Annotated in this window: 12 protein-coding genes and 1 pseudogene; all 13 read left to right on the forward strand. The window is 67.8% G+C overall.

Annotated features, from left to right (window positions below; genetic code table 11):
* Positions 1-57 precede the first annotated feature (57 nt).
* The 13 genes and pseudogenes from G6N37_RS06795 to G6N37_RS26140 all read left to right on the forward strand — a co-directional run bounded on the left by G6N37_RS06795 (position 58) and on the right by G6N37_RS26140 (position 14614).
* Positions 58-357 (forward strand): PE family protein, encoded by a 300-nt coding sequence (locus G6N37_RS06795; protein ID WP_163677746.1) that lies wholly within the window; start codon positions 58-60, stop codon positions 355-357.
* A gap of 8 nt (positions 358-365) precedes the next feature.
* Positions 366-1580 carry a PPE family protein gene (locus tag G6N37_RS06800; protein WP_163677749.1) on the forward strand — a complete coding sequence of 405 codons (1215 nt, stop codon included), beginning with the start codon at positions 366-368 and terminating at the stop codon, positions 1578-1580.
* A gap of 465 nt (positions 1581-2045) precedes the next feature.
* Positions 2046-3281 (forward strand): PPE family protein, encoded by a 1236-nt coding sequence (locus tag G6N37_RS06805; RefSeq protein ID WP_163677751.1) that lies wholly within the window; start codon positions 2046-2048, stop codon positions 3279-3281.
* Between the two features lie 344 nt (positions 3282-3625).
* Positions 3626-4834 (forward strand): PPE family protein, encoded by a 1209-nt coding sequence (locus tag G6N37_RS06810; protein WP_163677754.1) that lies wholly within the window; start codon positions 3626-3628, stop codon positions 4832-4834.
* A gap of 418 nt (positions 4835-5252) precedes the next feature.
* Entirely contained in the window at positions 5253-5552 is a 300-nt protein-coding gene (locus G6N37_RS06815; protein ID WP_007172607.1) for a PE family protein, read from the forward strand.
* Positions 5553-5843: 291 nt separating this feature from the next.
* On the forward strand, positions 5844-6140 hold the full coding sequence (locus G6N37_RS06820) for a WXG100 family type VII secretion target (protein WP_007771418.1): 297 nt from the start codon (positions 5844-5846) through the stop codon (positions 6138-6140).
* 50 nt (positions 6141-6190) lie between these two features.
* Positions 6191-6475 (forward strand): WXG100 family type VII secretion target, encoded by a 285-nt coding sequence (locus G6N37_RS06825; protein WP_046182844.1) that lies wholly within the window; start codon positions 6191-6193, stop codon positions 6473-6475.
* 87 nt (positions 6476-6562) lie between these two features.
* Complete coding sequence (locus G6N37_RS06830; RefSeq protein WP_163677757.1) at positions 6563-7465, forward strand: ESX secretion-associated protein EspG; 903 nt, start codon at positions 6563-6565, stop codon at positions 7463-7465.
* A gap of 264 nt (positions 7466-7729) precedes the next feature.
* On the forward strand, positions 7730-9241 hold the full coding sequence (eccD, locus tag G6N37_RS06835) for a type VII secretion integral membrane protein EccD (RefSeq protein ID WP_163677760.1): 1512 nt from the start codon (positions 7730-7732) through the stop codon (positions 9239-9241).
* Positions 9219-11042 carry a type VII secretion-associated serine protease mycosin gene (locus G6N37_RS06840; RefSeq protein WP_163677762.1) on the forward strand — a complete coding sequence of 608 codons (1824 nt, stop codon included), beginning with the start codon at positions 9219-9221 and terminating at the stop codon, positions 11040-11042. The genes eccD and G6N37_RS06840 overlap by 23 nt, the downstream gene beginning before the upstream one ends.
* 19 nt (positions 11043-11061) lie before the next feature.
* Positions 11062-12258 carry a type VII secretion protein EccE gene (gene eccE / locus G6N37_RS06845; protein WP_163677766.1) on the forward strand — a complete coding sequence of 399 codons (1197 nt, stop codon included), beginning with the start codon at positions 11062-11064 and terminating at the stop codon, positions 12256-12258.
* Positions 12255-14087 (forward strand): type VII secretion AAA-ATPase EccA, encoded by a 1833-nt coding sequence (gene eccA / locus G6N37_RS06850; protein ID WP_163677770.1) that lies wholly within the window; start codon positions 12255-12257, stop codon positions 14085-14087. Before eccE ends, eccA begins: the two co-directional genes overlap by 4 nt.
* A 359-nt stretch (positions 14088-14446) precedes the next feature.
* Positions 14447-14614: pseudogene (locus G6N37_RS26140) on the forward strand (hypothetical protein).
* Positions 14615-14956: the final 342 nt, after the last annotated feature.

Consider the following 14956-nt stretch of genomic DNA (forward strand, 5'->3'; position numbering starts at 1 on the left):
CGAAGGCGAACCGATCCTCGAGCGCCAGCGAGCCGGGAAAGTAGGGAGGGACTTCAGATGTCTTTTGTGACGACGCAGCCGGAGGCACTGGCCGCGGCGGCGGGCAACCTGCAGAGCATCGGCTCGGCGCTCAACGCGCAGAACGCAGCCGCGGCGGCCCCCACCACGGCGGTCGTCCCGGCCGCGGCCGACGAAGTGTCAGCGCTGACAGCGGCGCAGTTCGCCGCGCATGCCCAGATGTACCAAGCCGTCAGCGCGCAGGCGGCGACGGTTCACGAAATGTTCGTAAACACCCTCAGCATGAGCTCGGGGTCGTATGCCGTGACTGAGGCGGCCAACGCGGCCGCGACGGGTTAAAGGAGTCAATGATGTTGGATTTCGGGGCGTTACCGCCGGAGGTCAATTCGGCGCGGATGTATGCCGGTCCGGGGTCGGGGTCGTTGATGACCGCGGCGTCGGCGTGGAATGCGCTGGCCGCGGAGCTGAACTCGGCGGCGCTGAGCTATGACAAGCTGATCACCACGCTCAACAGCGAGGAGTGGATGGGGCCGGCGTCGGCCGCGATGGCCGCCGCGGCCCAGCCGTATGTGACGTGGATGACGGCGACTGCCGCTCAGGCCGAAGAGGCGGCCACCCAGGCTCAGGCGGCGGCGGCCGCCTACGAGACGGCGCTGGCGGCGACGGTGCCGCCGCCGCTGGTGGCGGCCAACCGCGCCGAGACCGCCCAGCTGATGGCCACCAACGTCCTGGGGCAGAACACGCCGATGATCGCGCAGCTGGAGACCCAGTACGGCGAGATGTGGGCGCAGGACGCCAGCGCGATGTACAGCTATGCGGGTCAGTCGGCGACGGCGACGAAGGTGACGCAGTTCAGCGCCGCCCCCAAGATCTCCAACGACACCGCCCCGGCCACCCAGAGCGCCGCAGTCACGAGCGCGACGACAAACTCGACCGCGACCAACACGTCGAAAGTCTTGCAGTCGTTGGCTCAGCCGGCCGCGAGCAACACCAGCAACGTGACCACGGCCGCATCGCAGGCGACCCAGGATCCGTTCAGCTACATCTGGTACCTGCTGACGGGCCAGTCCACCATCCCGACGAACCTGGGTGCCGCCCTGAACGGCTACAGCCCGTGGGCCAGCTTCTTCTATAACACCGAGGGTCTGCCGTACTTCAGTGTCGGTATGGGCAACTTCGGTGTGCAGATGGCCAAGACCCTGGGAGTGATCGGCGGTGCGGCCCCGGCGGCGGCCAAGGCCCTGCCCGGCCTGGGCGGGCTGGGTGGCCTGCTCGGCGGTGGTGCCGGAGCGGTGCACCCGGCGGCGGCCATCGGCGGGGCCGCCTCCATCGGCGGCAAGCTGTCGGTGCCGGTGGCCTGGACCGGCGGCCCGGCGATCCCGGCGATGACCCACTCGGCGATTCCGGTCAGCGCCATCAGCGCAGCGCCCGAGGCCGGGGGACCGGGCAACCTGCTCGGTGGCATGCCCCTGGCCGGCGTCGGCAGCGGCACCCACGCCGGTGCCGGACCCCGATACGGGTTCCGCCCCACCGTCATGGCCCGACCCCCCTTCGCCGGATAACCGTACGCAGCACGCGAAAGACGCTTTAGCGCGCGAAAAGTGCCGCGCTAAAGCGTCTTTCGGCGTGGGCTACCGGACGGGACTCGCCGGCGCGGATCTGCCGTCGCGAGCTGAGCGCCGTCTTGCCGCGGCGACTTTTCTGCGCCCGGATTTTTTTCCGGCCCCACCCGGCCGTTCCGCACGTGCGGGCCCGGGCAGCCGAGCAGGAGCATCCGCCCAGTCGCGGTGTTCCCGCAGCTAGCGGCGTCGATCGTCGACGCGACGGACACCCGGTCCCGATGTGCGCGCCGGTGCGCGAACGCCGGCCGGCGAGCTGATAACCCGCCCGGGCGGTCTCGTCGAGGCGGCACCCGGACGTCGCGTCAACTTAGCCTTCGCAACAAGCAAGCGAACGCTTGAGGTCGTTCGACCAAGACCAGTTGCGAGGAATTGCACATGCCGTTCGAACCGGGCGTCTCGTAGCAGATGGATTTCGGGGCGTTACCGCCGGAGATCAACTCCGGCCGCATGTATGCGGGCCCGGGTTCCGGGCCGATGATGGCTGCGGCGGCCGCGTGGGACGAGATCGCCGCGGAGGTGGCGACGGCGGCCAGTGGCTGCAACTCGGTGGTCTCGGAACTGACCGGTGGGCCGTGGGTCGGGCCTGCGGCGTGGTCAATGGTGTCGGCGGTGACGCCTTATGTGAGTTGGTTGGGTGCGGTTGCGGCCTTGGCCGAGCAGACGGCTAGCCAGGGGCGGGCTGCGGCGGCGGCCTTCGAGGCGGCGTTCGCGATGACGGTGCCGCCGCCGGTGATTGCGGCCAATCGGATGCTGTTGGCGACGCTGGTCGCAACGAATTTCTTCGGACAGAACACACCGGCGATCGCGGCCACCGAGGCCGCCTACATGGAGATGTGGGCCCTGGACGCGGCGGCAATGTATGGCTATACCGCCGCCTCGGCGGCCGCGACCGAGTTGGCTCCGTTTACCTCGCCACCGAACACCACCAGCCCCGAGGGGGTGGCCCATCAGGTGTTAGCGGTAACACAGGCCGCGCAAGCCCCGGCCGTCGACTCCGCCCGGACCGCGGTCTCGAGCACCTCGCCGTTCGCCACGGTCGCCGCCCCTCAAGCCGCGACGACGATCAACGCGTCGGACCCGGGGCCGCTGGCCTGGCTATGGAACGCGATCCGGGACTTCCTGCAGTACGGGCCGCCCACCCCGACCAACAATTACCTGGGGCTCGCACCCTCCATGTACACGGCAGTCCTCAAGCAGACGACCGGTCTGGCGTATTTTTCGAACGGCCTGGCAAACTTCGGGATGTCGATCGCGCAGCAGTTGACGACCGGTCCCGGTGGTGCCACGGCCGGTGCTGGTGGTGCCTGGTTCCCGACGCCGCAGTTCGCCCATTTGGGTCTTGGCAACCTCGGCAGTATCGGCGGCGGCGCTGTGTCTGCTGGTACCGGGCAGGCCGCCCAGGTCGGAGCGTTGTCGGTGCCCCAGCACTGGGCCACGCTGACCTCCGCGGTGAGCCCCGCCAACGCCGTCGAGACGGAGTTCGCCGACGTGCATCCTGGGGCCGCCGCGAATCCGCCGGGCAACGCGCTGCTGCGTGGAATTCCGGCCGGTGCGGTCGGCCGGCGTACCGGTGCCGCCGGTTACTCACACAAATACGGATTTCGCCACAGCGTGCTCACGCGCCCGCCGTCGGCGGGATAGCAATCGGAAATGCGCACACCACAACCGTTTTCGGCGCGGCCGGATTTTATCCCCGGCGGGCTGCGCCGAGGACCGGCCGCGGCAAAATCTGGCGTTCTCGCGCGCGGTTCGGCGCTCTTCATTGGTGCCCGCCGCAACGGTGTTATTCCAGCTCAAGCCCCGCTGGCGGCCGGCCTATCCGCGCTTCCCCCGCTATTGGTGGCGCCGCTGTGGCCGCCGGCCGAGAGGTCCACGCGCCCGGCGTCGCCGCGATCACCGAATTCGGCAACTGGCAGCCGACCACATTCGCATTACCGTCAGTGACTACTCAAGCAAACATCCATTACGGATTTAAGGGGTAATCGGTGTTCGATTTCGGGGCGTTTCCGCCGGAATTCAATTCGGCGCGCATCTATTCCGGTCCGGGATCGGGGTCGTTGATGACCGCCGCGTCGGCGTGGAACTCGGTGGCTGCCGAGTCGAATGCGGCGGCGTCGAGCTATGACGCGCTGATCACCGCGCTCAGCAGTGAGGAGTGGCTGGGGCCGGCGTCGGGCGCGATGGCCGCGGCGGTGCAGCCGTATCTGGACTGGTTGACCGCGACCGCCGCCCAGGCCGAGCTGGCCGCCACCCAGGCTCAGGCGGCGGCGGCAGCCTACGAGACGGCGCTGGCGTCGTCGGTGCCGCCGCCGGTGATCGCGGCCAACCGGGCACAGACGTCGCAGCTGACCGTGACCAACGTGCTGGGGCAGAACACCCCGATGATCGCGCAGCTGGAAGCCCAGTACGGAGAGTATTGGGCGCAGGACGCCGGCGCGATGTACAGCTATGCGGCTCAGTCGGCGACGGCCACCAAGAGCCTGTCGACGTTTCAGTCCGCACCGAAGATCACCAACGACGCCGGCACGGCCACCCAGGCCGGGACGGTCGCCCGGACCACGGCCAGCACCGCCGCGGGCAACACGGCCAACACCGCGCAAAACGCGGCGACGACCACCGCGACCGCGGCCCCTCAGCTCGCGGCCGCGACAACGCAGACGGATCCGTTCAGCGAGATCTGGTTCCTGCTGACCGGGCAGTCCGTCTTGCCGACGAACCTGGGGGCGCTCGTGAACGGCTACACCCCGTTCGCCGGCCTCTTCTATAACACCGAGGGTCTGCCGTACTTCAGTGTCGGTATGGGCAACTTCGGTGTGCAGATGGCCAAGACCCTGGGAGTGATCGGCGGTGCGGCCCCGGCGGCGGCCAAGGCCCTGCCCGGCCTGGGCGGGCTGGGTGGCCTGCTCGGCGGTGGTGCCGGAGCGGTGCACCCGGCGGCGGCCATCGGCGGGGCCGCCTCCATCGGCGGCAAGCTGTCGGTGCCGGTGGCCTGGACCGGCGGCCCGGCGATCCCGGCGATGACCCACTCGGCGATTCCGGTCAGCGCCATCAGCGCAGCGCCCGAGGCCGGGGGACCGGGCAACCTGCTCGGTGGCATGCCCCTGGCCGGCGTCGGCAGCGGCACCCACGCCGGTGCCGGACCCCGATACGGGTTCCGCCCCACCGTCATGGCCCGACCCCCCTTCGCCGGATAACCCCGTTGATGGCTCGACATGACCTACGGGTTAACAGAGGGGGTCGGACGCGGGCGGGGACGCCGCGGTCCCGGGCCCGTCGCGATGAGGCTTGGGGCCATCGCGGGCGGCCCATCCACCGGTTGCTAGCGGATCGTCGGGAGATAACGGCAAACGGATTTTTAAGGGGCTTGCCCTGCGGCAGCGCCCCGGCAGGCGTCGACCAGGTTCTTTACCCACCGACTGCGTCACAGTTTGCTGTGACGAAGCTGAAAGGGAGGCGGTCCGGGCCAAACGCTGTTACTGTGGCGTTACTAAAAATGAATTCGTCGTACCGTCACGTGAACAGTTGCAAACAGGCGGCTTCCGAAAGAGCTTCACAGGCCGCTGTCATCTACTCTCTGCAGAGTCGGGGATTGAACTTAGGAGGGAATCAAGCATGTCTTTCGTGACCACACAGCCGGAGGCTTTGGCTGCGGCGGCCGGAAACCTGCAGGCCATTGGCTCAACGCTGAGCGCTCAGAACGCGGCTGCCGCCGCCCCCACGACCGGGGTGGTTCCGGCTGCGGCCGACGAGGTGTCGGCGCTGACGGCGGCGCAGTTCGCGGCGCACGCGCAGATGTACCAGGCGGTCAGCGCTCAGGCCGCCGCCATTCACGAGGCGTTCGTGAACACTCTGTCGATGAGCTCGGGCTCCTACGCTGCGACCGAGGCAGCCAACGCAGCTGCTGCGGGCTGATCGGACCGGCGGTTGGATGGTTTGGGGACGGACGTCATCGACGTGGTCTTCCGCCGCCCGACCGCCCAGCTACCGATGATCTCGGGGGCTGACGGCCGGACAACTCAAACGCCGGGGTTCGGGTTTGACGTCCGTCTCACCGTGTTACAGCGACCGGTGGCCGCCGGCTGACGGGAAGGGGGGATCATCCTTTTGTATTCGGCTCGGCGGTTCGCCAGCGCGTGACCGGTCCGGCCATCGTCGTAACCACAGCAAGTATCTGAGTACTCACTTATTAAGGAGACAGCCAGCATGGCAACACGTTTTATGACGGACCCGCACGAGATGCGGGCGATGGCGGGCCGCTTCGAGGTGCACGCCCAGACGGTTGAGGACGAGGCCCGCAAGATGTGGGCGTCGTCGATGAACATCGCCGGCTCTGGCTGGAGTGGTCAGGCGCAGGCGACCTCGTACGACACCATGGGTCAGGTCAACCAGGCCTTCCGCAACATCGTCAACATGCTCCACGGGGTGCGCGACGGGCTGATCCGCGACGCCAACAACTACGAGCAGCAAGAGCAGGCCTCGCAGCAAATCCTCGGCAGCTAGCGCTAAAAACCGCGGCTGCGTACCATTCCAGACATTAGGAGAACACCGTTATGACAATCAATTACCAGTTCGGCGATGTCGACGCCCACGGTGCCTTGATCCGCGCCCAGGCCGCGTCTTTGGAGGCTGAGCACCAGGCCATCGTTCGTGATGTGCTTGCTGCGGGTGACTTCTGGGGCGGCGCCGGTTCGGTGGCCTGCCAGGAGTTCATCACCCAGTTGGGTCGCAACTTCCAGGTGATCTACGAGCAGGCCAACGCCCACGGGCAGAAGGTGCAGAGCGCCGGCAGCAACATGGCCAGCACCGACAGCGCCGTTGGGTCCAGCTGGGCCTAACCCCAACTTCAGGCGCGGCAGCACACCACACACCGGTGTGCTGCCGCGTCCTGCGGTTACCGTGCACTTTGAACCCTTGAGGTAGTGATGGACCAACAGACCGCCCGCACCGACATCACCGTTAACGTCGACGGTTTCTGGATGCTCCAGGCCCTTCTGGACATCCGGCACGTCGCGCCGGAGTTGCGCTGCCGGCCATTTGTTTCTACCGACTCGAGCGACTGGCTCAACGAGCATCCCGGCATGGCGGTGATGCGCGAGCAGGGCATCGTCGAAAACGATCAGGTGAATGAACATGTGGCCGCTCGGATGAGGGTGCTCGCCGCGCCGGACCTCGAGGTCATCGCCCTGCTGTCGCGGGGCAAGCTGCTCTACGGCGTGGTCGACGACGAAAACCAGCCACCCGGTTCGCGCGACATTCCCGACAACGAGTTCCGCGTGGTGCTCGCGCGTCGTGGTCAGCACTGGGTGTCGGCGGTACGCGTCGGCAGCGACATCACCGTCGACGACGTCGCCATCGCCGACAGCGCCTCGATCGCCTCCCTGGTCTTGGACGCGCTGGAGTCGATACACCACGCCGAGCCCGCGGCGATCAACGCGGTGAACGTGCCGCTGGAAGAGATGCTGGAAGCGACGAAGTCGTGGCAGGAGTCGGGCTTCAACGTGTTTTCCGGCGGTGACCTGCGGCGGATGGGCGTCAGCGCCGCCACCGTGGCCGCGCTGGGACAGGCCCTCTCGGATCCGGCTGCCGAGGTCGCGGTGTACGCGCGCCAATACCGGGACGATGCGAAGGGCCCCAGCGCCTCGGTGCTGTCGCTCAAAGACGGTTCCGGTGGCCGCATCGCCCTCTACCAGCAGGCGCGGACGGCCGGGTCGGGCGAAGCCTGGCTGGCCATCTGCCCGGCAACCCCCCAGTTGGTGCAGGTGGGCGTCAAGACCGTGCTGGACACGCTGCCCTACGGCGAGTGGAAAACCCACAGCAGGGTCTGACATTCGACGAAACATAAAGTTCACCAATGTCTTTGCACTCAACATGCGGTTGAGAAGCCAACACGGCATACTTCTCTAAGAGGTTCAGCAAATCTCTAACCACTGTCACCACAGGTTTAATCGCAAGGCGGGGTAGATGGAATTCGGAATAGTCGAGCTGCACTTTCCCGGGGGCCGCAGCCCCTCGGAAAGCGGGCCGGCGCACACCCTCGCCCGGCTGGCGGCGCGGGGTTACACGTTCACGACGGTAAGGGGTTCAGGGCGATGACTGCGGTTGTTGAAGCGCTACAGCCTGACGTTGAGGGAATTTCGCAGCCTCGGGCGGTCGTGGTCGGCGTCATGGCCGGCGCGGGCGTACAGATCGGCGTCCTGCTGGACGCCAACGCCCCCGTCTCGGTGATGACCGAGCCGCTGCTGAAGGTGGTGAACAGCCGCCTCAGGGAACTCGGCGAGACCCCGCTGGAGGCCACGGGCCGCGGCAGGTGGGCTCTCTGCCTCGTCGACGGCAGCCCCTTGCGGGCTACCCAGTCCCTGACCGAACAGGACGTCTACGACGGCGACCGGCTGTGGATCCGATTCATCCAGGACACCGAGCATCGCTCGCAGGTCATCGAGCACATCTCCACCGCCGTCGCGGCGGACCTTAGCAAGCGGTTCGCCGCGATCGACCCCGTCGTCGCGGTGCAGGTCGGCGCGTCGATGGTCGCCGCGGGCGTCACCGCCGCCTCGGGCTTGCTGCTCTGGTACCGGTGGCACCACAACTCCTGGATGCCGACGGCATACTCCGCGGTGATCGCCGCGGCGGTGCTGGGCGTTTCGCTGATGCTGCTGATGCGGGCACGCACCGATCAGGACCGCCGCATCGCCGACATCATGCTGCTGAGCGGCCTGACCCCGCTCACGGTCGCCGCCGCGGCGGCTCCCCCCGGGGGAGTCGGTTCCCCGCACGCGGTGTTGGGCTTCGGCGTGCTCACCATCGCCGCGATGCTCGCCGTGCGTTTCACCGGACGCCGGTTGGGGCTTTACACCGCGCTCATCACCGTCAGCGTGGTCACGGCGCTTGCGGCCCTGGCCCGCATGGTCGCGATGACCAGCGCCGTGACGCTGCTGACCAGCGTCGTCCTGGTGTGCGTGCTCGTGTACCACACCGCTCCGGCGCTCTCGCGCCGGTTGGCCGGCATCCGTCTGCCGGTGTTCCCCTCGGCGACCAGCCGGTGGGTGTTCGAGGCCCGGCCCGACCTGCCCACCACCGTGGTTCGCTCCGACGGTGGACCCCCGGTGCTCGAGGGGCCCGCGTCCGTCCGCGACGTCTTGGTGCAGGCCGAGCGCGCCCGTTCCTTCTTGACGGGCCTGCTGATCGGGCTCGGTGTGCTGATGGTCGTCTCGTTGACGGCGTTGTCGGACCCCCACACCGGCCAGCGCTGGCTGCCGCTCCTGCTGGCCGGCTTCAGCGCCGGGTTCCTGATGCTGCGCGGACGCTCCTACGTCGACCGCTGGCAGGCGATCACCCTGGCCGTCACCGCCGTCCTCATCGTCGGAGCCGTGGTGGCGCGGTACGCGCTGGTGTTGCAGTCGCCCCTGGCGGTGTCCGTCAGCGCGGCGATCCTGGTTCTGCTGCCGGCGGCCGGCCTGACGTCCGCGGCCGTGGTGCCCAACACGATCTACAGCCCGCTGTTCCGCAAGTTCGTGGAATGGATCGAATACCTCTGCCTGATGCCGATCTTCCCGCTGGCATTGTGGTTGATGAATGTCTATGCAGCCATCCGCTACCGGTAGTAGCAAGGTGTGGCGAGGGCGCGCATCCGCTGCGGCCCTCGCCGCAGTCTTGCTCGCCTCAGGAGCACTGGCCGGCTTGCCGCCCGCCTCTGCGATCTCGCCGCCGACGATCGACCCGGGCGCGGTGCCGCCCGATGGTCCGCCCGGTCCGCCGGCGCCGATGAAACAGAACTCGTACTGCACCGAGGTCGGGGTGCTGCCGGGCACGGACTTCCGGTTGCAGCCCAAGTACATGGACATGCTGAACCTGCAGGAGGCATGGCAGTTCGGCCGTGGCGCCGGCGTGAAGGTGGCCGTGATCGACACCGGCGTGAGCCCGCACCCGAGGTTTCCCCACCTGATCCCCGGCGGTGACTACGTCATGGGCGGCGACGGGCTGTCGGACTGCGACGCGCACGGCACCATGGTCGCGTCGATGATCGGTGCCGCCCCGGCCAACGGCGCCGGGGTGCCACCGGCCGCGCCGCGCCGACCGGTGACCATTCCCACCACCGAACCGCCACCGAAAGCGCCGCCACCCCAGACGGTGACGCTGTCGCCGTTGCCGCAGACCGTGACGATGGTTCCCCCGTCTCCGCAGGATCAACAACCGGCTCCGGGACCGTTCGGGCTGCCACCGCCAGCGCCGCCGCCGGCGCCCGCGGGCCCACCACCGGGACCACCGCAAGGCGGGCAGGCCCCGGCGGGCAGCCACGGCGGCGGCACGGTGACGATACCGAGCTACGCCGGCGGCGGCCACGTGGTCCGGGTCGACCACCCGCGCCCGCTCGACCCACCGCCACCTCCACCCCCGCCGCCACCGGCGCCGACTGCGGGTCCCGACGCGTTCAGCGGCATCGCACCGGACGTCGACATCATCGCGATTCGCCAGTCCAGCCAGGCCTTCGGTCTCAAGGACGCCTACACCGGCGACGAGGACCCGCAGACCAGGGCGAAGATCGACGACGTTCAGACGATGGCGCGGGCGATCGTCCACGCCGCCAACATGGGCGCACAGGTGATCAACATCTCGGATGTGACCTGCATGAGCGCGCGCAACATCATTGACCAGCGCGCGCTGGGCGCCGCGGTGCGCTACGCGGCGGTCGACAAGAACGCGGTCATCGTGGCCGCGGCCGGCGACACCAGCAAGAAGGACTGCAAGCAGAACCCGCCCCATGATCCGTTGCAGCCCAACGACCCTCGCAACTGGAATGCCGTCACCACCGTCGTGACGCCGTCCTGGTTCAGCGACTACGTGCTGACGGTCGGTGCGGTCGACGAAGACGGTCGGCCGTTGACCCAGGGCAACCAGGGTCAAGCATCGACGAGCGTGGCCGGCCCGTGGGTGGGCATCGCCGCACCGGGCACCGACGTGGTCGGGCTATCCCCCCGGGACGACGGCGTCGTCAACGCGATCGACGGACCGGACAACACGCTGCTGGTTCCGTCGGGCACCAGCTTCTCGGCGGCGATCGTGTCCGGCGTCGCCGCGCTCGTTCGCGCCAAGTTCCCCCAACTGTCGGCATACCAGGTCATCAACCGGTTGACCCGCACCGCACGCGCACCCGCGCGCGGCGTGGACAACCAGATCGGCCACGGCATCGTCGACCCGGTGGCGGCGCTGACGTGGGACGTGCCCGACGGGCCGCTCAAGCCGCCACAGCAGCTTTCGGCGCCGCTCAACATTCCGAAGCCGGCCCCGCCCCGGGATATGGTGCCGGTGTGGGTGGCCGCCGGGGGCTTGCTCGGGGCGCTGTTGATCGGTGGGGGCGTGTTTGGTACGGCGATGCTGATGAAGCGATCGCGGAAGCAGCAATGAGGGCGGAGCAGCAACGGTCATGAAAGCTCAGCGCAGATTCGGGTTGTCGTTGTCGTGGCCACGGGTCACGGCGGTGTTCCTGGTCGACATCGCGATCATGGTGGTGGCCAGCCACTGCCCGGAGTCGTGGCAGGGCACCTATCGCATCGCGTTCTGGGTGGGTGTCGGTCTCGCGGCGTTGATCGCGCTCTTCTCGCTGGTCACCTACCACGGCATCACCGTGACGTCAGGTCTGGGGACCTGGCTGTGGGACTGGTCCGCCGATCCGGGCACGGCCCTGGGCGCGGGCTGCACGCCGGCGCTGGACTACCAGCGCCGATTCGGGCGCGACAAGGTCGGCGTGCGCGAGTACGAGGGCCAGCTGGTGACCGTGATCGCCGTCAACGGCGGCGAGGACGACCCCGCGTCGCGTCACCGCCACCGCGCGGCGCCGCCCACCCTGCTGGTGCAGGCGGTGGCTGACGGGTTGCGGCAGTTCGACATTCACCTCGACGACGTCGACATCGTGTCGGTCAAGGTGCGCCGTGGCGGCAACGCCGCCGAGTTGTCCAAGCTCGACGACTGGGGCCCCGAGGAGTGGGAGGTCGCCAACGGTGAGCCCACCTCGTACGTCCGCCGAACCTGGCTGGTGTTGCGGATGAACCCGCAGCGCAACATCGCCGCGGTCGCGGTCCGCGATTCGCTGGCCTCGACGTTGGTGGCGGCCACCGAGCGGCTTGCCCAGGATCTCGACGGACTGACCTGTGCCGCAAAGCCGTTGACCGCCGAGGAGCTGGCCGGGGTCGACCGCGCGGTGCTGGCAGACCTGGAGCCGACGTGGAGCCGGCCCGGCTGGCGTCACCTCAAGCATTTCAACGGCTTCACGACCAGCTTCTGGGTGACGCCCTCCGACATCACCACCGACACGCTCGACGAGCTGTGGCAGGCCGACACGGCGGCCACCGTGCTGACAGTGAGGCTGACCGCGCGAGCGGGCCGGCCGCAGGTCTCGGCCTGGGTGCGCTACCACACCGAGAAGCGGCTGCCCCGAGACGTGTCGGCCGGCCTCAACCGCCTCACGGGGCGTCAGCTGGCCGCGGTCCGCGCCAGCCTGCCCGCCCCGGCACCACGCGCCCCGCTCGTCGTGCCGAGCCGCGGACTGCGTGACGACGACGACTTGGTGCTGTCGGTCGATCAGCTGCGAGGGAGCCCGGCCGGCGCGCCTGTAGCGCAATGACGCGGCCACAATCAACCGCTGAGGGCGCCCGCAATGCGATGGTCGCCGGCCTGTTGGCATCCGGGATATCGGTCAACGGGCTGCAACCGAGTCACAACCCGCAGGTGGCGTCGCAGATGTTCACCACGGCCAGCAACCTGGACCCTGGGATGTGCGACGCCTGGCTCGCACGGTTGCTGGCGGGGGAGCGCAGCATCGAGGTACTCGCCGGCGCCTGGGCGTCGATCCGGACGTTCGGGTGGGAGACCCGCCGGCTCGGGGTCACCGATCTGCACTTCCGCCCCCAGGTCTCCGACGGGCTGTTCCTGCAGCTGGCAGTCACCAGCGTCGAGTCGCTCGCGTGTGCGTACGCCGCCGTTCTCGCGGAGGCCAAGCGCTACGAGGAGGCCTCGGAGCTGCTCGACGGGGTCGAACCCCGCCAGCCCTTCGAGCAGGAGCTGGTGGACTACGTGCGGGGCGTGCTGTATTTCCGCACCGGCCGGTGGCCGGACGTGCTCAATCAGTTCCCGGAGGGCAAGGTCTGGCGTCAGCCCGAACTGAAGGCCGCCGGTGCGGCGATGGCAACGACCGCGCTGGCTTCGCTCGGCGTCTTCGAGGAGGCGATCCGGCGAGGCAAGGACGCGATCGAAGGAGACCGAGTCCCGGGCGCGGCCAACATCGCCCTGTACACCCAGGGGATGTGCTTGCGGCATCTCGGCCGCGAGGAAGAGGCCGTCGAACTGTTGCGCCGGGTGTATTCGCGCGATCCGAAGTTCAGCCCGGCCCGTGAAGCGCTGGACAACCCGAACTTTCGACTGGTCTTGACCGACCCGGAAACCATCGAGGCGCGCACGGATCCGTGGGACGCGGACAGCGCGCCGACCCGGGCCGAGACCGAGGCCGCTCGCCATGCCGAGGAGGCCGCACGATACCTCGCCGAGGGTGACGCCGAACTCAACGCGATGCTGGGCATGGAGCGGGCCAAGCGGGAAATCAAGCTCATCAAGGCGACGACGAAGGTGAACCTGGCGCGCGCCAAGATGGGCCTTCCGGTGCCGGTGACGTCTCGCCACACCCTGCTCTTGGGACCGCCCGGCACCGGAAAGACGTCGGTGGCACGGGCCTTCAGCAAGCAACTGTGCGGCTTGACGGTGCTGCGCAAGCCGGTGGTGGTGGAAACCAGCCGCACCAAGCTGCTGGGCCGCTACATGGCCGACGCGGAGAAGAACACCGAGGAGATGCTCGAGGAAGCTCTGGGCGGGGCCGTCTTCTTCGACGAGATGCACACGTTGCACGAGAAGGGTTACCAGCAAGGTGATCCCTACGGCAACGCGATCATCAATACGTTGCTGCTGTACATGGAGAACCATCGCGACGAACTCGTGGTCTTCGGTGCGGGCTACGCCAAGGCGATGGAGAAGATGCTCGACGTGAATCAGGGCCTGCGGCGGCGGTTTTCGACCGTCATCGAGTTCTTCAGCTACACGCCGGACGAGCTGGTCGCCCTGACCCGGTTGATGGGCCAGGAGAACGAGGACGTCATCACCGAGGAAGCCGCCCAGTCCCTGTTGCCTTCGTACACCAGGTTTTATCTCGACGAGAGCTACTCCGAGGACGGGGACCTGATCCGGGGGATCGATACGCTGGGCAATGCCGGTTTCGTGCGCAATGTGGTGGAGAAGGCCCGCGATCACCGCAGTTTCCGGCTGGACGACGAGGACCTGGATGCGGTGCTCGCCAGCGACGTCACCGAGTTCACCGAACGCCAGCTGTTGCGGTTCAAGGAGCTGACCCACGAGGATCTCGCCGAGGGCCTGAGCGCGGCGGTCGCCGAGAACAAGACGACGTAAACCGGCGCCCCTCGCGCCGCGGAGGGCGTGCGTTCCTGCGGCCATGGACGCCGCGCCCGCCGCGGATCCGGCTCCGATGTCACCAGGGGCCGCCGGACGCCTGAGGCGGCCCGCCGGCGGTGCCGGCAACCTTGTGGCTGGGCACCGCGCGCCAGCGGGTCCGCAGGTTTTTACATGTCGTTTTTGAGAAAAGTCGACCCTTCGGCAACCTTCTGACGGTTGCAACAGGGCCACCGACCCTGCCCAAAAACCGCAATGAGCAGCGAAAACCTGGCTCCCAGGAAACTGTCAGCAGCTAATCAGCGGCGCGGCAGAGTAGCCCGTTTAACCTTCGTCTTGATGAACGGTAGGGGAATGGCGTGACAATCAACTATCAATTCGGCGACCGTGGACGCCCATGGCGCCACCATCCGCGCCCAAGCGGCCTCGTTGGAGGCCGAGCAGGCACCGCCCATGGGCAGAAGGTGCAAAGCGCCGGCAGCAACATGTCCAGCACCGACAGCGCCGTTGGGTCCAGCTGGGCGTAATCACGGGTGAAATTGAGGGCGGTGTTTATTTCGGATTGACACGCTCGCTATGAGCTTGCCGGTCTGAACCGATCGACGTTTGCGGCGCTGCCGCATGCGGGTTTCGTGCTGTTTTTGCGGTATGGAAATAGGAGGTCTTCGGGGGCTGCGATTTCGTGTCACCTAGGAAATAATTGATTTAGCGAACCGGCGAAATGGCGCCGATTCGTACAACAACTGCGTTCCAAGACGCGGTTGTTAATTGCCTCACATACCGTTGCTAATGTGCGCCACGAAGCAACGTTAACCATTGAGTCCACGCAATATACGCGATAGCTGGGAGGACAAACTTCTCACACAACC

It is taken from the genome of Mycobacterium seoulense (genome assembly GCF_010731595.1).
Lineage (GTDB): Bacteria > Actinomycetota > Actinomycetes > Mycobacteriales > Mycobacteriaceae > Mycobacterium > Mycobacterium seoulense.